Raw genomic sequence first — 18,533 nt, 5'->3', positions numbered from 1 at the left:
AATACCACTCGCAATGACAACTCGGTATCCATGCAGGTAATGCTAAGACTTATTCTTAGAAAAAATATTATTAGCTTCTTCTAGCTCATTTTTAGTATTAACACCAACAATTAAATCATGATCAGTAGATAATAAATATGAAACTTTTTCACCATGATTTTTACATATTTTTACTATTTCAGTTAAATAAACTTCCTTATTACCGTTAGTATTAGTAGCAAATAAAGGTAAGTATTTATTTAAAATTCCGCTACTGAAAGCCATAATACCTGAATTACAAAGTTTTATATTTTTCTCTTCTTCACTTGCGTTTTTATGTTCGATTATCTCTAAAAATCCGCCATTTTTATCAGTAGCTATTCTTCCATATTGAGCCGGATTTGCTCTCTCAAAGCTTAAAGTCACTAATGCAGAATTAGTAAGGCTTAAATAATCTATTAATTCATGTATAAGTTTTGGAGTAATAAGAGGATGATCACCGTATAAAACTAATATTGTTTTATTTTTATCAATTAAATCTATTGCTGCATGAGTAGCATGAGCTGTGCCTTTAGGTTCTTCTTGCAGTACAAAGCGACACATATTTTCATAGGGCGTTAAATGTTTTTTAAGTTCTTCTGAATAAACTATAATTACATCATTTGTGACGTTAAGCGAATTCTTTAATACCGTTTCAAGCATTGGAACTCCGCCGACTTTATGCATTACTTTCGGTAAATCGGACTCCATTCTAGTACCTTTACCGGCTGCTAAAATAATTATTTGATAATTTGCATCGTTATAAGTCATTCTTCTTCTTGTATTATTTCGTAAACATCATCAGATAATTCATAATTCCCGAAAACTCTTTGCACATCATCGCTTTCTTCTAAAATTTCCACAAGCTTTAGTAACTTTTCAGCTTTTTCCTTATCATCTATAATTATTGTATTTAATGGAATCCAGCCTATATAAGAGTCTTCAGGTATACCGTATTTGCCGGTTAAAAATTCTAGAACTTTAGAAAAATTTTCAATATCCGTATAGATTGTATGGAATATTTCATCAGATACGATATCATCCCCTCCGGCTTCTATTGCTGCCTCGAAAATATCTTCATTCGATGCTATGTTTGTTGGATACTGAATAACTCCGCAATGTTTGAATAAATAATTAACGCTACCTGTTTCACCTAAGCTGCCACCGTATTTGGTAAAACCGGAACGCACTTCAGCAGCAGTACGGTTTTTATTATCGGTTAAAGCTTCAACTATTATAGCAATACCATTCGGTGCATAACCTTCATATCTAATTTCCGTATAATTTTCGGTATTAGCATCGTCAGCACTATTAATAGCTTTGTCTATTCTTTCTTTTGGGAGATTTTGACTGCGTGCGGCGGTTAAAGCGTTTCTAAGACGCGGGTTATTTTCAGGGATATTAGAAGAACCAGTTTTAACTGCAGTAACTATTTCACGAATTAATTTAGTGAAAACTTTTGCTCTTTTTTTATCTTGAGCCCCTTTACGATGCTGAATATTCTTAAACTTTGAGTGACCGGCCATTTTGCTATTAATTATATTATGTATATTTTAGGAATTAGATTTTATTTTGATGGGTGAGTACACGGAGCGTACATTTTAGTACGTGAGTATACGAATCCCTGAAAAAATGAAACAATAATTCTTAAAATATACATAATATTAACCTTGTTTTGCTTTAAATCTTTTGTTCTTTTTATTTATCACAAAAATTTTGCCTCTTCTTTTAACGATTTGACAATCTTTATCACGTTTTTTTAGTGATTTTAATGAGCTAACGACTTTCATAAAATATACTTAATTACATTTAATTTGGACTAATAATAAACATTTTTATTTAATCAGTCAATTACCAATTTAAAGCATTTTTAAACAAAATACCATGTTTCGTGGTTTTTTATTGACATATATTAATAAAATAATGTATTATGTATTTATAAAAAGGTCAAATTATGAAAAAATATTCGCCATATGATTTTAATCAAGCAACTATAAATGAAATCAAACAAAATGGAAGAAAATGGAGTTTAGACAAACCATATTATGATGAATTTCTTGTTGAATTACCGAAATTAGTTCAAAAATTTGATCTATCTGAAATAATTACAAAAGTAGATTATCCAGATAAACATGTATCCATATTTAATGCAGTAGGGGAGCTAGCATCCTATGCTCAGCTTGCTAAATGGGCTGAGAATGCTATTAAAGATGAGCAGCAAGGTGAAAATGAAAAAGCTAATAATCAATGGAAAGCTATAAAAGCAGTGTTAGAGTATGCTAAAACATCAGGTATAGATTATTGTAGTTTAATAAGAGGTTGGGAAAATAATAAAGGAGCAGCACAAGGCGTTCAGATACTGAAACTACTAGAGAACAATTTACAAGAAACCAAAAACCATAAAATTAAATCAGAAATATTTAGTCTTATATTAGAAGAAGCAAATAAAGGAGAATATGGTTTATACGCTATTCCTAGTAATTATAAAAATAATGAAAATGTAAAACATGCAGCTGCAAAACATCAAGAATTTGTTAATGATGAGCTTGAAACATTAGCAGTATGTTGGGCTACTATAGAACCTACAGAAGTGTTATTTGAAGATGAATCTCTTGAAGAAGAATCAAATATTTCTCATAACGATTTTACTCCACCGCCGGAAATGCCGCAATATATAGACCTTCTTGCAGCATTATTTAGTCAAGCAACAGCTCTCGCTAATAAAGCAACTTCAACACCTGGAAATTATCAAGCATGGCAAAATCATGCCGGTTCAATATTAAATAATGCAGAATTAGGTGAACAACCTTCTACTAGTTCAAATACCGCTAGCTCTAATAGAGTAGAGTTTAATGTTAAAGAAAGTATTAATGAAATCAATAAGTTAATAAAAAATTACAAAATAGTAATCAGTGAAGAATATATAAATAGAGTCTTAGAAACCGAAGATGCAGAGATAATAGATCAAGCTTTAAATAAGCCTCACTTTATTAAACAAGAACTTCTCATAATAGTAGAAAATCTTACGAAATCATTAGGTAATCATTACGCTTCTCTGAATTTTGTAAGTAAATCTTTATTTGTAGAGTCAGATGAGTTTCAAAATTTAGCAGAATTTATAGAAGATTTACTACCTATATTAGATAAAAGTAAAGCTCTAAAAAATGAATATTGTAAAGTAATAACAGAAGGAACAAGTAATCCATTTACAAGTATTAGGTTCTATGTTTGGTGGAGAACCATTAAATCCATTAAAAACAGCAGCAGAAACATATATGCCAAAATGGTATGAAGAAAATTTTTCTAGAAGTGAAAATTTTGAAACTACCGAATAATTTAAACAACCATGGAAGTCGATTCTTTAGGCGATACTTTACAGGCTAGTCTTGATTTAAAATCAAAATCTCAAATCTTGAAAATATCACCTTTTTTTACTTCGCAAAGAGATTATGATACTTGCCGCTTTTTCTTAAAAATAATTAACAATTTCTACACATAAACCTTATATTTATTGACAAAATTTTACAAATTCTATATATTCCCGTTTTCAAAAATTCAGAATCCATATTCCATGGTTTTTTAAGATTTGAATTTAATTTAAATAAGGATATATTTTTGTGAAAGAGTCATTAGTTGAAAAATTAAAAAAAGATACAGTAAGACCACTAGAGACGACAGATTATTTGAGCATACTTATCGAAATTAAAAAGTTTATTGAAGCTAGTAATATTGATAATATAGCGTTAAAGGCAAGGCTTATTTGTCTAACCGACGAGTTTCAAAGAAAGCAAAAAATAATAATGAAGCTATTATAAAGGTAAGACATATTAGAGTTACTTGCTCAAATTTACCGGTAACTAAAAGCGATCCATTAAAAGCAAAATATTTCACATAATACTAAATGGGTCATGCCTCCATGTACGGTTACGCCTATTAAAAAGCTATACGTTCAATAAGAGTACCAATAACATCATGAATATCCAATGACTTGGAAAAGCAGATTGTCTTACGTGCAAGCCTCTTGCATCTCGTTCTAGTTCAAGTTACTTCGTTCTATCCGTTGGAGTGTATTTTTTTACTGATAATATGCTTTTAGGTCTAATAACCTAGCATAACTCATCCATCTGTATAGTAAAAAGTCACCTTGAAATTCTCTAGTTTTTCAGTAATGATTCTAATGTGCTATCACATCTTGTACCAAACGTATAAAACAGCTACTTTTAACGAAATCTTATCCAAGGCATACCAAAGCCATCGTTGTCTGGATTTATTCTGTACATAAGACCATTGTTCATCTATCTCAGGAGCAATAATTACTTTTTGTTGTACTGATAGAATGATTTGTTGTTTTTAATACTAGATTTTTTTAAAACACGGATAACTGTATTGATACCCACTTTTAATACTCTTACTGTATCTCTAACTCCAGAGCCGTTGATTGACATTTCTACTATTTGCTCCTTAACTCCAGGCTTAGATGCATTAATATACTCCGTTAAATATCGATTACACCGCTTGCATTGATATCTCTGTTGTTTTGAAATTGAATATCCTGACTTTATTACTTCTTCTGTGTTGTTACAATATCTACACTTAACATCTATTTTACCATAACTCCTTAACTATAATTCTCTTATTACTGTTTTGGGAATTATAGACTATTTACTCCTAAACTGCAATACGGAGGCACGACCACTAAATGATTGTAGTGATTATTATAGAAATAATGAAGATGTTAATAATACATATCAATGGCTTAAAGAAGTTGGCGTAAGATTTAGTGTAGTTAGAACTGCAAGTTTAAACGAAGAAACATTAACCTCAGAAAACTTTAACCTTAATAAAAAGTCAGCTGAGTTAGAGCCTGTAGTAATAGAACTTGAACAAATATTAGAAACATTAGGTATTACTAAAGATAATTTGGACGCTAATGATTTATAAGTAATCTTGTTTGTTTCTTATCTCATAACTTCCCTTGCTTCATAAGATAAGTTATGGTAGGCTAGTTTATCTTAATTAGTAACTCAAGTTTATTTTAGCGTTGCCGGTATGGCTCGAAAGAACATTATGTCATTCCCGCATATTATTGCGTGGATACCAAGTCGTCATTGCGAGCGACTAAAAGGAGCATGGCAATCTCATAAAATAATACTCCTGAGATTGCTTCGTCAATTACTTCGTAATTTTCCTCGCAATGACGTTAAAATCCTACTATGTTCCTTTTTCTTCTTTTCAAATCCGGCTATTGCTGATCCTGAAATCGCTGAATCCTTTAAATGTTCAAAACTTTTTCCTTACTTTGAAAAAAAATTTAACATCCCATCTAATACATTACATTCAATAGCTTTAAAAGAATCGGGAAAAAAACATACAATCCGTAAAATTAGAGTAGTATGGCCTTGGACGGTAAATGTTGAAGGAAAAGGCTATTATTTTAACACGAAAAGAGAAGCCGTAAGTTTTGTTAGAATAGAGCTTATAAGAGGGCGAGAGAGTATTGATGTCGGATGTATGCAGATTAACTTAAGACATCATTTAGGGGCTTTTAATTCCCTTGACCAAGCATTCGATCCAAATAATAACGTTCGTTACGGGGCAGAGTTTTTACGCTCAAAATATGACCAGTTAGGGAGTTGGCACAAAGCTATAGCACATTACCACTCAGCCACTCATTCTTTAGGGTTTAAATATAAGCAAGATGTAATTAAAATAGCAAGTAATATGGCTCTTTATAAAGCATCCTTACATAGTTATCTAAATAATAATGAAGGGGCTTTAGAAGATACAATTCCAGTAAATAATAACAAAATTCAAAAAAAATCACTTTTTAGTAGCAATAAAAGATACAGAAGTAGTATTATGGTACCGATTCCTGCTAAAATTAATTAAATTTTATGAGTATACTCGTTGAACTTAAAAAATTGGCTACGTCATCCTACAATTACTGCGGTACTGAACGTTTAAGTATACGCTGCATTCCTCGTCTTGTGGATTCCTTGCTCTTTTTCAAGTTGAACTTCGTATACCAGCTTTTCATTTACTTTTTAATATTAGTAAGTGCGGTAAAAGTAAATGCCGATTTTAACAATATTCAAGATAATTTTGAATATCAGGAAGAGCAGCTAACAATAGAATTACCTTGGAGCGACTGTACCGAAATTCATAAATTATTAGAGGAAAAATTATCTTTTTCAGAACAACAAATAAAAAAAGAAAATAAAATTCATGAGAAATATAAGCAATTTTATTTAAAACATAATAATCTTACTAATTTTTCTATGCAATTTCTTGAGAAAAAATCTGAGACTAATGGAGTAGAAACTTTAATATCAGGTTTTTTAAAATTTTGTGAAGATAATTTCCAAACTAGTAAAAGTAAATCTAATTCCCTAAATTATTACATTAAAAAACAACAAGATCAATGGTTTAATGATATAAGAAACGAGAATTACAAAATATATTATAGAAAAAAATACGAAGATAATATCTTTAGAAATAATTAATTTATTTCAGCACTTGATTCATATATTATTTAATTTATATTAACTATAATAATATACAAGGTTATTTATGTTAAAGAAATTTATATTAGTATTGTTGTGCATAAGTAGTTATAAATCTCTAGGAGAATCTAATAAGCCCGAGAACAATATTTCAGGGATAGAAAGAAAAAAAGTTTCTAGTAATGATAAACAACTAAAACCTGTCTACTTAGAGCATTTGGATCTAACTTCGGATTTAAATCTTTCAGAAAAAAGCCTGTTGAGTTTAGAACCTTTATCGCCTAATAATAAAAATACGAAACCTATAATTGTAGGTATTCAGGAGAATTTTGAAGGGCTAGATAGAGTTAAAGGGGATGATATTCGCACTGCAAGACAGAGAGAACTTGTTCAAAATAGTTGGTTAAGAGGAGATCTTATTTCTCGATTCCCGACTAACACTTTAGGTCAAAAGATAGAAGATAAATGGAAGGGATTATATATTCAACAGATTAAAGCTAAAAAATCACCGAAATAATGCTGTAAAGGGGATAAGTAACAGCTTATTTATCAAGCATGCAGCTAATGATATAATAAGTCGATTAGGGATGATTGATAAGGATTTTTCGGATATTCTAGAAATATCGGCTAAATGCGGTTACCTTACAAAGCTGTTAAAAACTACTTACCGAAATGCCAACATTACTGCAACGGATATGTCACCTTTATTGCTTGATTCATTTAAGCATGATCGTAAATTATTAATTAGACATCTTTCCAAACCAGCTTATAGAGAGGAATTTAAAGGAGACACGGAACGCAGCACCGCAGCGTACACGCTAGTACGTGAGGATGCGAGTACCGGATCGACGTCTAAATTACCTCTAGAAGCGAAGTTTGGAAAGATGTCTATTGATGATGAAGATTTAGAATTTCCAAACGACTCCTTTGATTTAATTATTTATTCATTAGGGTTACACTGGATAAATGATGTGCAGAGTTTTCTATCTAATATAAGAACATTTTTAAAGCCTGACGGTATTTTTATCGGTAATTTTGTCGGCGGAAATAGTTTAAAGAATTTACGTAAATCTTTAATAGATGCCGAAACAGCAAGTGGTTTTAAACACTCTCCTCATATTTCTCCCTTTATTCATTTTGACCATGTCCCAATGCTATTATCACAAGCAGGATTTGCCGAAGTAATTGTTGATTATGAAAATATAGAGCTAAAATTTGATAATCCTTTAGCTTTAATGAGAGAAATAAAAAATATCGGTGAGTCAAATTCACTAAATGCTAGTCACAATTACGCTATTTCTAAAAAGATGTTCTCTTTACTACAAAATTATACAAACGGCTTTGAAGATAATATTAATTTAATTAGTTTTATTGCTTCGCCAAATAAGAATAGTATAAGATTAAAGTTGTTATAAAGGTTATAGTGGTGTATTTTTAGCAGTATTACGTCATTGCGAGCGACTGAAAGGAGCGTGGCAATCTCAGGAATCTTACCTGAGATTGCTTCGTCAATTATTACATAATTTCCTCGCAATGACGATCCAACAATTTATTAAGGTCAAACAAATATGCAAGAATTTGATTTAGTGGTAATAGGTAGCGGTCCGGCCGGTTATACAGGCAGTATTAGAGCTGCTCAGCTTGGTATGAAAGTAGCGTGCATTGAGAAAAACGATACTCTCGGTGGCACTTGTTTAAATATAGGGTGCATACCGTCGAAAGCTTTACTTAATTCCTCCGAAAAATATGAAGAAGCTCTAAAGCATTTTGAGAGTATAGGTATTACTGCAGATGTAAAATTAGACTTACAAAAAATGCTAGCTAATAAAGATAAAGTAGTTTCTGACCTTACAAAAGGGATAGAAAGCTTATTTGCTAAGAATAAGATTACTAGGATAAAGGGCGAAGCTAAAATTATCTCTAGAGACATCATTGAGGTAAATAAAGAGCAAATTAAGGCCAAAAATATCCTAATTACTACAGGTTCCAGCGTCATAGAAATACCGAATATCAAAATAGATGAAGAGTTTATTGTTTCATCTACCGGAGCTTTAAAGCTTTCTAAAGTACCTGAGAACTTAATAGTAGTCGGGGGAGGGTATATAGGCTTAGAACTTGGTTCAGTTTGGCGTCGTTTAGGTGCTAAAGTAACGGTTATTGAGTATGCACCGAGCATTGTGCCGATGCTTGATAAGGAAATTGCCACGCAATTTATGAAGCTACAGCAAAAACAAGGTATAGAGTTTAAACTAAATACTAAAGTGCTGTCTGCTGAAGTAAAGTCAGGAAAAGTAAATCTGACAATAGAGGAGGGCGGTAAGAGTTCGGTAGTAACTAGCGATGTGGTATTAATGGCAGTAGGTAGAAAAGCCTATACCCAAAATCTAGGGCTTGAGTCTGTAGGTATTATTACAGATAAACAAGGTAGAATTGAGATTAATGACCATTTCCAAACAGCTGTTTCAAATATTTACGCAGTCGGTGATGTGGTAAAAGGAGCTATGCTTGCTCATAAAGCCGAAGAAGAGGCTGTAGCTGCCGTGGAAATTATGGCAGGGCAAGCAGGACATGTTAACTATAATCTAATTCCAAGCGTAATATATACTTATCCCGAAGTAGCAAGCGTCGGTGAAACGGAAGAACAGCTAAAAGGAAAAGGCATTAATTATAAAGTAGGTAAGTTTCCGTTTTTAGCAAATAGTAGAGCAAGAGCAATCGGTAGTACGGAAGGGATGGTTAAAATTCTTGCCGATAGTAAAACCGATAGGGTTTTAGGAGCTCATATTATAGGAGTTGATGCAGGTACGCTTATTGCCGAGCTTACCGCTTATATGGAATTCGGAGCAGCTTCGGAAGATATAGCAAGAACCTGCCACGCCCACCCGACTTTAAGCGAGGCTATAAAAGAAGCAGCTCTTAGTGTGGATAAGAGAACGATAAACATGTAATATACTCGGTGAATTTCAAAAATTGGCGTCGTCGTCTAGCAAGTTCTGTGGTGCTCACGTATTAAGTATACGCTTCGCTCCTCGCCTTGCAGACTCCTTGCTCTTTTTGAAATTGACCTTCGTATCACTATAAAACTACTTAATAATGAACAAACAAGAATTGCGGCTTTATTTCAAAGATCTTTTAATAAAAAACCAAGATAAGATTAATTCCGACTTAGTCAAAAACTCTCTAATAAATAAAATTAGCCGGTTATTAAAGGAGTTAAAAGTAAAGACAGTAGGACTTTACTATCCTCTAAAATACGAGATTAACTTACTTGAAATAACAAACTTACCTCCTGAAATAAGATTCTTCCTACCGAAAGTTATAAAAAATGAGATAAAATATTGTCCTTATCATTATAACGATCAGTTGGCTTTAGGGGCTTTTAAAACCTATGAACCTATAAATAATGATTGCGTTATTCCTGAATTAGTTATTATCCCAGGACTTGCGTTTAGTAAGGACGGTTATAGACTTGGATACGGCAAAGGACATTTTGACCGATATCTTAATAATAACCGAAATATATTGGCTGTCGGAGTTTGTTTAAAAGAGCAGTTAATAGATAATTTTCCGGTTGAATCTCATGATCGTAAACTTGATTTTATTATATGTCATTCCTGCGAAAGCAGGAATCCAGGGAAATAACTTCAATATTGATACAGAGGTTACATAATTTGATAAAATAAATATATAAAAAACTTGTTTTTATATATTTATTACTGGATTCCCGCCTCTGCGGGAATGACATACAACGAGCCACGCAACAAATACCACGCGAGAATGACATAGGATAAAATGGTTGATATAATAAAAAAAATTGTTGTATTGCTCGGTGTACCTTTTGCTTTTTTTGCACAAGCAGTTGGAGATTGGCTAGAAACAGGACAAGTATCCGGCGATACTCAGACTGGAGATATTTGCTTTCAATTAGCATTGATAGGAGTAGGGACACTTATCATCGATCAGGCATTTAGTAACTTGCCTGATGATGTATACAATGAATATGTCAAAATAGTACAAGATAGTGAGATACAAGTTACATTAATTGGCTAATTTTTTTCTATTCACATATAGGCTACAAATTATTTGATTTGTAGCTTTTTTCTTATAAGTTATTACACAAACTTATTATTTCATCTTTATATTTTTGTTTGTGTAAATATTTACTTTTTAAATTTAGATTTTTAAAATCCTTGTGATTCAATGGCGGGTATTTACTAAGCTTTATTAAATCTTCATCTAAAATAAAATGCTTACGAGGAATATTTATAGTTTGTGCATTCTCTTCACGATAAGCTGCAAGTGCTTGAATTTTACGGTTAAAACTCTCATCATCACTTCTATATTTTATTTTTTTCCACGCATTTTTCGGCTCAACCTTATAATTTCTAACGTCTAATAAAGAACTAAGAGTAGTTTGGTATTTATTAGTTAAATTATTTCTAATAATTATATTATTTAGCTCTTTATATATCTTATACAAATACTCCACATCTAACATTGCATAATTTAACATATCACTAGTGATAGGGCGTTTTAGCCAGTTAGATTTTTGGTGGGTTTTATCGATAGTAATACCAATTAACTTATAACAAAGGTCATCATAGCTTAGCTGTTTACCGAATCCGCAAATATTTGCTGCAATTTGTATATCAAAAACATTAGAAGGTAGGGTTTTAAATAAATTATAGAAAATCTCTAAATCTTCCCGAGGAGCATGAAATATTTTAGTAATATTATTATCTGCAAGTAACTTATTAAAAATATTCAGATCTAAATTGCTTAACGCATCAATTATTCCGCAATATTCTTCTGCTTTAACTTGAATTATACTAAGCTGAGCATAATAGGTATAGCGACGCTCAAATTCCGTATCTATGCTTAAGCATGTCTTATTTGCTAACCTGTTACAAAATTCTTCTAATGTTTTTTGATTATCGATAATTTGCATAGAAGCTATTTATAAAGCTCCGATAATTTTTAAGAAAAGATTAGTATGAGATAACGACAAGACAACTTCAAGACCGATTAAAATAATAATAATCCACTCAAGTTTGGTAGAATGTTTATAATTAAGGTCATTTGAAAGAATGTCTAAAAGCTCGTGAATCATATTAAGCCGATGATTCATTATATTTTGCCGTATTTCTATGTCTTGAAACTCTGCCGTCATCAGATATAGAGGCTCATAGCTCGGACGACGCCAAAAGAATTCCGGAGTATCGAATATATCGCTATGCAAACTGATTGAATAACGCTCGTTAAATAATATACCTATTTGCTGTAATATCTCCTTTTTTGAAAGCGATACGCTGCCGGTTCTAGCTAGTTCCTGCTGAATAGGAGTGGTCTGAACAATCAAGTTACTAACGGATTGCTCAAGAACGCTAAGTTTAACCGATTGTGCAAGAGCATGGGAAATAGAAAGTTTAACAAAGACTGATTTATCTGCTAAGATTATTTTATTTTTTTCTTCGTCAATAAATGTTTTCGGGGCTTCTGTATTATATTCAAAATAAATATAATCAGATACCGGCTCTTTGAGCTTATTTACTGTTACTAAATCAGTATCGCTTAAAACTATTTTTTCTTGAATTTCATCGCCGCCCCAAATAGTTACACAGCCAAACGGAAAGAAAAATATCTCTATAAAATCAGAATCTTTATTTATCTCTTTCCGAATATATAAAACATCGTCAAAATGCTGAGGCTCAAGACCAATCTTTTTTAAATTAGTAACTAGATCACTCATCTTATATTCGGAAGAAGTACAGTAAGATGAACATCTCATGATTATTAAGTTTAATTTATATAAATTTAGAGTATAGTAGTTAGGCACCTATAAAGTCAATAATATTATAATTATGTATGAAATATTAAGTAATAGAGAGATTATCAAAATAATAGGTTTAGATTCGGTAAAGTTCCTACAAAATCTCATTACTAACGATATTTGTAAGAGCAGCTACTGTTATACCTATTTGCTTAATAATCAAGGAAGATATTTATTTGATTTTTTCGTGTATGTTCATAACCTTGAGGAAATTTACCTTGATATTGATAAAAGTAATAAAGCTGCTTTGATAGAGCATTTAAACTTCTATAAATTTCGCTCAAAAATACAAATAATAGATTTTAGTGAAGAGTATAAAATTGTCTATTCACATCAAAAATTAGATATAGACACGCTAGTTACGTCTCGTGATCCGAGATATTCTATGCTTGGTTTTCGCTCAATCGTGTCATCTTTTTTGTCATTGCGAGAAGACGCCATGGGCGTCGACGAAGCAATCTCGGACAAAATTCCTGAGATTGCCACGCTCCCTATGGTCACTCGCAATGACGGTTTGGAGAACTACGCAACAACATCTCTCTGCGGAAGCGAGAATCCAGCGTCCTTATATCTAGAAGATAAATATAATTTCGCAATAATAGACGGTGTGGAAGATTTAATCACAGATAAATCCATTCCAAATATGTACGGTGCTGAGGAGTTAAAGGCAATTAGTTTTGACAAAGGCTGTTATGTCGGTCAGGAAGTTATTTCAAGGGCTAAATATCAAGGGGTTATAAGAAGAAAGATATATAAAATTACAGCAAATGAAGATTTATCCTCATTAGTTAAAGATGAAGAAATACTCACAGATAACGATAAAATCGGTGTAATATGTTCAAGTTACCGTAATAAAGCAATCGCCTTAATTAGAGAAGAAAAATATCTTGCCTGTAAAAAATCTGATATCACAGTTAAAGGAATTAAAATAAACTTATCTCTCGCACCTTGGTATTAACAATAGTTAATTTTTTAATAATTACTTGATGCTCATTAAGTTTTCACGTATTATATGTATTATAACTAGACGTAAACCATATTTCATGGTATTTTTTATAAAAAATTAATATAAATTGGATACTTTTATGACTACACCTTTTCAATTGTTAACTTCAGGAAATATACAAAACATACAATATATACCGCAGTTTTTAAATGGAACTAATGTTAATGAGCTTAACAACAGCCTTAATATTTTTGAAGCTCTTTGTAATTTAATACCTCAACAACAAGATCAGAACGTTAAAAATGCTTTAGAAAATACTGCTGTACAGATATTAAGCAAAATGATCTCCCTCCCTGAAACTAATTGGGGTAAGAAAGATGGAGCCGATAATACTATACTTGAATGGGGTATTTGGAGCGGTTCTTCTGAAATTATGAATGTATTTCATAAAAATCCATATACAACAACGAAGTTTATAGCAATTGAAAAAGCACAAATGCAAAATTTTACACGTGTTTTAAAATCAAACCATCTTGCCTCTACCTTCCAAAACGAGCAAATCGAAAAATTTAAACAAATAGGTCTTGATATTAATATTCCTGATACACGTACACCTTTTGAATTACTTAATACCGGACGTATACAAGATATAATGTCTGTACCAACGGCTTTAAATAAAGATAATGTCAATAATGTTAACAACAATCTTAATATTTTTGAAACTCTTTGTAATTTAATACCTCAAAAACAAGATCAGAACGTTAAAAATGCTTTAGAAAATACTGCTGTACAGATATTAAGCAAAATGATCTCCCTCCCTGAAACTAATTGGGGTAAGAAAGACGGAGCCGGTAATACTATACTTGTGTGGGGAATTTTGAGTAATAGCTCTAAGGTAATGGATGTATTTCATAATAATTCTCAAATAATGGATAAATTTGTTGCAGCTGAAAAAGCACAAATTCATAATTTTTTCCGTGTTGCTATGGAGCCGCATATTTCGGATGATTTCCGTAAAGACCAAACCGAAAAATTAAAGTCGTTAGGTTTAGATATTAACGATCTTGGTCAAGATAATCATACCGCTTTATATTCTGCAATAAATATTTATGTAAATACATATTTAAATAAATATCAGCTTATTACTAATAATCCGAGTAATCAAAATATAAGTTTATTTCAAACTCAAATGGATAAATATTATAAAATAGTTGAAAATTTGCTAAAATTTGGAACTAACCCTTCGCTTGAAGCAAATAATATATTAAATTTATTAGCTAACGGTACTTTACAAATACAAAATACAATATCTAAAATACCCGATAACGGTCATAAATATTTAGCTCAAGCAGGTTTTAAAACTTTAATAAAAAATGTAAAGGAATTAGCAGAAAAAACATTAGAAAATTGTAATCTTGAAAATTCTACCGGCGGTAATAATATGATTGCTACGCTTGGTAATATAATATGGTCTATTAAACAAGATATTTCAAAAGCATCCGGTCAAGAAAAAACATTGTTAATCAACAATTTTAAAGAGCTAAAATCTTTAGCGGAGCCTATAATAGAAAAAATAGTAAAACAACAAGGATTTAATCCTAACATTATGGATCAATTGAATTCTAATACAATAGCATGGATCGGTGAATTAGGAGCCGAATTCTTAGAAAAATGTATAAACAATATGTATACAACACCTGATGTAAATTTCTCTGATAAGAGTGGTAGAACACCACTTGATTGGTATAGTGACTATAACGCTACTAAAATCGTAGAAACTTTAATAAAAACCGGCGGTAATGTAAATAGTCAATGTACTCAAGATGCAGCGACGCCTAGCCATAGATTATTTTTAAATAATTCAAAAGTTAATGCTAGCACCCCAAAACTTCTGACTTTAAAAGTTTTATTAAATAAAGAAAACAAGCCGCCGTTTGATCCAAGTATCAAGATGGTGGGTAATAAAACTGCTGCAGATATATTAGAAGCGAAAAAAACAGCTATAGCTGATTATGATGCTTGTCACAATGCACTTGATGAGTACACAACTTGGTATAATAATGATTATACTGTAGCATCATTAGGTCAAGCAATAGAAGAATTTAATCCTTATGAATAAGAGATAATGTATTATCGTCTTGTTATTGCATTGTTTATGTCATTCCTGCGGAAGCAGGAATCCATCATAAAGCGAGATAGATCGAGCTTTTATTTGGATTCCTGCTTCCGCAGGAATGACATAAAACGAGCCATGCAACAATACTTCTTCTCAGGAATGACATACTTTTTTAACTACACAAAAATATTGTTTGTTTCTTTTTTTATCTTTATTATTATTTGCATAGAAAATCCCTATAACTTAACTCTATGCCAAATATAGATCTCCTCATTTTTACTAGCTTTTTAGCAATTAATTTGCTAGTTGGACTTCTAAATATCAAAAATATAAAAAATATTCGTGAATATGCGATAGGAAAAAGGAATTTTTCTACAGGTACGATAGTCGCAACTCTTATTGCTACTTGGATCGGTACTAGTACTTTTTTAATCGATAATTCAAGAATATATACGGACGGGCTATTTTACTTATTACCTAGTATATTCGGGAGCGTCGTTAGTTGGTTATTAATTAGTTACTTTATAGCTCCTCGTTTTGAGAATTTTTTGGGTAGCTTATCAGCAGCGGAAATAATAGGGGAGGCTTACGGTAACAAAGTTCGTATTCTTACGTCGATAGTTAGTATATTAATGTCTATAGGTAGGATTGCCATGCAATTCCACGCAGCAAGTTTAATATTACAGCTATTCTTTAATATTTCAAATTTTTACATAGATTTATGTATTGCCACCGTAATAATAAGCTATTCTGCTTTTGGCGGTGTAAAATCGGTTACTTTTACCGAAGCCGTACAGTTTTTTACCTATAGTGCAATTATTCCGGTAATAGGAATTGTCGTATGGAATGTTTTTAGCGATCCGCATATAGTTATAGACTCAAACGTACAGACCCGTCTAACTGATTTACAAGGATTGTTTCACTATACTAGTCCTAAATTTTGGATTTCTTTAAATATTTTTATATATTTTGCGATTCCGTCGCTTGGTCCTTCAATTTTTCAAAGAATATTGATGGCAAAAGACCCAAAGCAAATATCAAAAACATTTTTTATTTCGGCAATTATTTGTCTTTGTTTATCCGCCTTATTTATTTGGATTGTAATATTATTACTATCTCAAGATCCAAGTGTTAACACTAATGAATTGTTTTTACGGATTATTAAAAGTTATATAGGATTTAAGGGGTTAATTGTCGGTGTTATTATGGCAATGATAATCTCAAGTACCAACTCTTATATTAACGTTGCAGCGGTAACTTTTACTAATGACATAATTAAAAAGGCTTCTCTAAATAGTAATTATGTAACGGCAATCACTATAGGATTAATAGGTTTTATTATATCACTCTATACGAAAGATTTAATAAATCTATTTCTATTATTGACTAGTATCTATTTGCCGCTAATCACTTTGCCGTTAATTTTGTTAATATACGGTTTTAAATCAAGTGCCAAAAGTTTTTTTATCGGTATGATTGCTGCAATATTAACTATTATATTGTGGCAAGTATTTTCTTTAAGAGCGGTTTTAGGTATTTATCCGATATTGCCCGCAACTATAGTAAATTTACTCTTTTTCCTTGGAAGCCATTATATTTTAAAACAACCAGGAGGGTTTAATTCTTTAAAAGAGCCGCTAGCCGTTAAAATAATCAAGCAAGAGAGAAAAAGAAAATTTTTGACTTTATTTCGTGATCTTAAGAATTTTAACATCTTTAAATATTGGGAAAGCACCCTACCAAATCAAGAAATTACTTATAGTTATGTCGGTATATTTATTTTAATATCGATGTTCTCATCTTTATATACCACATCGGGTAGTAAAATAATGAACCATTTGGAGATATATAATATTATTTACCATACCACCCTTATCACTGCTGCAATATTAATCACTTATCCTTTATGGTCTTTAAAATTTAAAAAGAATTATATTATATCTTTATCTTGGTTTGTTGCTACTTTCGTTATATTAATATTTTTCGGTAGTTTACTTGTTATATCAAATAGTTTTGATCAGCTGCAATTAATGTGTTCGATAATTAACTTACTTATAATTGCAACGATATTCAGGTGGCAAGCTACTTTACTTATGACCGTTACAGGCGTGTTTGCTAGTATAGAGTTTTATAAATATTTTATGGATGAGAAGTTATTAATTAGCATAGATAGTTTTCAATTCAAAGTAATATATTTCCTAACCTTATTTAGTAGCCTTTTAATAGTATTCTTAAAACCAAGGCAGGAGCAAGAAAGATTAGTTAACCTAAAAAATACTCATTTAGGTAATAGAGTTAATTATAGAGAGCAGGAATTAGAAAAGTTACTTGATTTGAAACATGAGTTCTTACGTAATATAAACCATGAAATCAATACACCGCTAACCGGTATTATTAGCCTTGGTGAAACCTTATGGGCTAATTATGATAAATTTAATGAAGATCAGCGTCGTAGCGCTGTAGAGATTATAGCTAAAAGCTCTATTAGATTAAATAGCTTGATAAATAATATTCTAGATTTCTCAAAATTATCCAGTCTTAATTATGAATTAAATAAAAAAGATATAAACTTAAGCGAAGTGCTGCACGAAAGAATTCAAATATGTAAGAAACTATATCTAAATGGCAAAACCTTAAATTTTATATCTGATATTGAAGAGAATATAATATTTAACTGTGATCCTCATTATATTAAACACACATTCGATAATCTAATAATTAACGCTATTAGCTATTGTAGTGAGGGAATAATAAAAATTGATTTACAAAAGCAGAAAGACAGTATTGTATTCAGTATAAAAGACGATGGAGTAGGAGTGCTGAAAGAGGAATTGCAGAGTATATTCGGCGTATTTGTCGTAAGCTCTAAAACACGTACACCGGCAGGAGGTAGAGGAGTAGGGCTTGCTCTCTGTAAGAAAGTAATAGAACTACACGCCGGAAAAATTTGGGCAGAAAACGATAAACAGGGGAAGACCCAGTTTATTGTTACGATGCCTTTGTGATTTACCAACTCGTCATTGCGAGGAGCGAAGCGACGTGGCAATCTCATAAAGTAAGACTCCTGAGATTGCTTCGTCAAAATTTTCAATTTTTCCTCGCAATGACGCAAAATCAAGC

20 protein-coding genes and 1 pseudogene are annotated in these 18,533 nt (G+C 31.5%); 13 read left to right on the top strand and 8 right to left on the bottom strand.

Going from position 1 to position 18,533, the window contains the following annotated elements; translation table 11 throughout:
- Positions 1 to 42 precede the first annotated feature (42 nt).
- From ACNFN7_RS00355 to ykgO, 3 genes are all read right to left on the bottom strand, one after another.
- Positions 43 to 789, bottom strand: coding sequence for a sugar phosphate nucleotidyltransferase (locus tag ACNFN7_RS00355; protein ID WP_485440415.1), 747 nt, complete (start codon positions 787 to 789; stop codon positions 43 to 45).
- Positions 786 to 1,544, bottom strand: coding sequence for a YebC/PmpR family DNA-binding transcriptional regulator (locus ACNFN7_RS00350; protein ID WP_485440414.1), 759 nt, complete (start codon positions 1,542 to 1,544; stop codon positions 786 to 788). The genes ACNFN7_RS00355 and ACNFN7_RS00350 overlap by 4 nt, the downstream gene beginning before the upstream one ends.
- A gap of 138 nt (positions 1,545 to 1,682) precedes the next feature.
- Complete coding sequence (gene ykgO, locus ACNFN7_RS00345; protein ID WP_004998227.1) at positions 1,683 to 1,808, bottom strand: type B 50S ribosomal protein L36; 126 nt, start codon at positions 1,806 to 1,808, stop codon at positions 1,683 to 1,685.
- Between the two features lie 164 nt (positions 1,809 to 1,972).
- On the opposite strand from ykgO, the gene ACNFN7_RS00340 reads away from it, so the two are divergent.
- On the top strand, positions 1,973 to 3,310 hold the full coding sequence (locus ACNFN7_RS00340; protein WP_485440888.1) for a hypothetical protein: 1,338 nt from the start codon (positions 1,973 to 1,975) through the stop codon (positions 3,308 to 3,310).
- A 325-nt stretch (positions 3,311 to 3,635) separates the two neighbouring features.
- Positions 3,636 to 3,833: a hypothetical protein gene (locus ACNFN7_RS00335; RefSeq protein WP_485440413.1), complete on the top strand. Its 198-nt coding sequence runs from the start codon at positions 3,636 to 3,638 to the stop codon at positions 3,831 to 3,833.
- 118 nt (positions 3,834 to 3,951) lie between these two features.
- Here ACNFN7_RS00335 and ACNFN7_RS00330 read toward each other — a convergent pair.
- The 3 genes and pseudogenes from ACNFN7_RS00330 to ACNFN7_RS00320 form a co-directional block, all read right to left on the bottom strand.
- A pseudogene (locus ACNFN7_RS00330) lies at positions 3,952 to 4,041 on the bottom strand (IS1 family transposase); the annotation flags it as partial.
- Between the two features lie 162 nt (positions 4,042 to 4,203).
- Positions 4,204 to 4,317 (bottom strand): IS1 family transposase, encoded by a 114-nt coding sequence (locus tag ACNFN7_RS00325; RefSeq protein ID WP_485440851.1) that lies wholly within the window; start codon positions 4,315 to 4,317, stop codon positions 4,204 to 4,206.
- A gap of 14 nt (positions 4,318 to 4,331) precedes the next feature.
- Positions 4,332 to 4,505: an IS1-like element transposase gene (locus tag ACNFN7_RS00320; RefSeq protein ID WP_485440850.1), complete on the bottom strand. Its 174-nt coding sequence runs from the start codon at positions 4,503 to 4,505 to the stop codon at positions 4,332 to 4,334.
- A 157-nt stretch (positions 4,506 to 4,662) separates the two neighbouring features.
- Here ACNFN7_RS00320 and ACNFN7_RS00315 point away from each other — a divergent pair, with 157 nt between their 5' ends.
- The 8 genes from ACNFN7_RS00315 to ACNFN7_RS00280 all read left to right on the top strand — a co-directional run bounded on the left by ACNFN7_RS00315 (position 4,663) and on the right by ACNFN7_RS00280 (position 10,571).
- Positions 4,663 to 4,959, top strand: coding sequence for a hypothetical protein (locus ACNFN7_RS00315; RefSeq protein WP_485440412.1), 297 nt, complete (start codon positions 4,663 to 4,665; stop codon positions 4,957 to 4,959).
- 126 nt (positions 4,960 to 5,085) lie between these two features.
- Positions 5,086 to 5,907, top strand: coding sequence for a lytic transglycosylase domain-containing protein (locus ACNFN7_RS00310; RefSeq protein ID WP_485440411.1), 822 nt, complete (start codon positions 5,086 to 5,088; stop codon positions 5,905 to 5,907).
- A gap of 122 nt (positions 5,908 to 6,029) precedes the next feature.
- Positions 6,030 to 6,521 (top strand): DUF2532 domain-containing protein, encoded by a 492-nt coding sequence (locus tag ACNFN7_RS00305; RefSeq protein WP_485440410.1) that lies wholly within the window; start codon positions 6,030 to 6,032, stop codon positions 6,519 to 6,521.
- Between the two features lie 67 nt (positions 6,522 to 6,588).
- Entirely contained in the window at positions 6,589 to 7,038 is a 450-nt protein-coding gene (locus ACNFN7_RS00300; RefSeq protein ID WP_485440409.1) for a hypothetical protein, read from the top strand.
- A gap of 31 nt (positions 7,039 to 7,069) precedes the next feature.
- The gene (locus tag ACNFN7_RS00295) at positions 7,070 to 7,936 is read left to right on the top strand and encodes a palindromic element RPE1 domain-containing protein (protein ID WP_485440849.1); all 867 of its coding nucleotides are present in this window, start codon (positions 7,070 to 7,072) and stop codon (positions 7,934 to 7,936) included.
- A gap of 153 nt (positions 7,937 to 8,089) precedes the next feature.
- On the top strand, positions 8,090 to 9,469 hold the full coding sequence (gene lpdA / locus ACNFN7_RS00290; protein ID WP_485440408.1) for a dihydrolipoyl dehydrogenase: 1,380 nt from the start codon (positions 8,090 to 8,092) through the stop codon (positions 9,467 to 9,469).
- Between the two features lie 145 nt (positions 9,470 to 9,614).
- Entirely contained in the window at positions 9,615 to 10,163 is a 549-nt protein-coding gene (locus tag ACNFN7_RS00285) for a 5-formyltetrahydrofolate cyclo-ligase (protein WP_485440407.1), read from the top strand.
- 150 nt (positions 10,164 to 10,313) lie between these two features.
- Positions 10,314 to 10,571 carry a hypothetical protein gene (locus tag ACNFN7_RS00280; RefSeq protein ID WP_474465308.1) on the top strand — a complete coding sequence of 86 codons (258 nt, stop codon included), beginning with the start codon at positions 10,314 to 10,316 and terminating at the stop codon, positions 10,569 to 10,571.
- Between the two features lie 52 nt (positions 10,572 to 10,623).
- On the opposite strand, the gene ACNFN7_RS00275 is transcribed toward ACNFN7_RS00280, so the two are convergent.
- Positions 10,624 to 11,469, bottom strand: a complete 846-nt coding sequence (locus tag ACNFN7_RS00275) for a ribonuclease D (RefSeq protein WP_485440406.1) — start codon at positions 11,467 to 11,469, stop codon at positions 10,624 to 10,626.
- A 9-nt stretch (positions 11,470 to 11,478) separates the two neighbouring features.
- A complete protein-coding gene (locus ACNFN7_RS00270) occupies positions 11,479 to 12,270 on the bottom strand; it encodes an RMD1 family protein (RefSeq protein ID WP_485440405.1) in 792 nt (263 codons plus the stop codon).
- 112 nt (positions 12,271 to 12,382) lie between these two features.
- Between ACNFN7_RS00270 and ygfZ the strand changes: the two genes are divergently transcribed.
- From ygfZ to ACNFN7_RS00255, 3 genes are all read left to right on the top strand, one after another.
- Complete coding sequence (gene ygfZ / locus ACNFN7_RS00265) at positions 12,383 to 13,309, top strand: CAF17-like 4Fe-4S cluster assembly/insertion protein YgfZ (protein ID WP_485440404.1); 927 nt, start codon at positions 12,383 to 12,385, stop codon at positions 13,307 to 13,309.
- 127 nt (positions 13,310 to 13,436) lie between these two features.
- On the top strand, positions 13,437 to 15,416 hold the full coding sequence (locus ACNFN7_RS00260; RefSeq protein WP_485440403.1) for a hypothetical protein: 1,980 nt from the start codon (positions 13,437 to 13,439) through the stop codon (positions 15,414 to 15,416).
- A 248-nt stretch (positions 15,417 to 15,664) separates the two neighbouring features.
- Positions 15,665 to 18,418 carry a sodium:solute symporter family transporter gene (locus ACNFN7_RS00255; RefSeq protein ID WP_485440402.1) on the top strand — a complete coding sequence of 918 codons (2,754 nt, stop codon included), beginning with the start codon at positions 15,665 to 15,667 and terminating at the stop codon, positions 18,416 to 18,418.
- Positions 18,419 to 18,533 lie beyond the last annotated feature (115 nt).

The sequence above is a fragment of the Rickettsia sp. MAE-05 genome, from assembly GCF_057319745.1.
The sequence above is the reverse complement of the archived record's forward strand: the minus strand, read 5'-3'. Positions and strand labels throughout refer to the sequence as shown.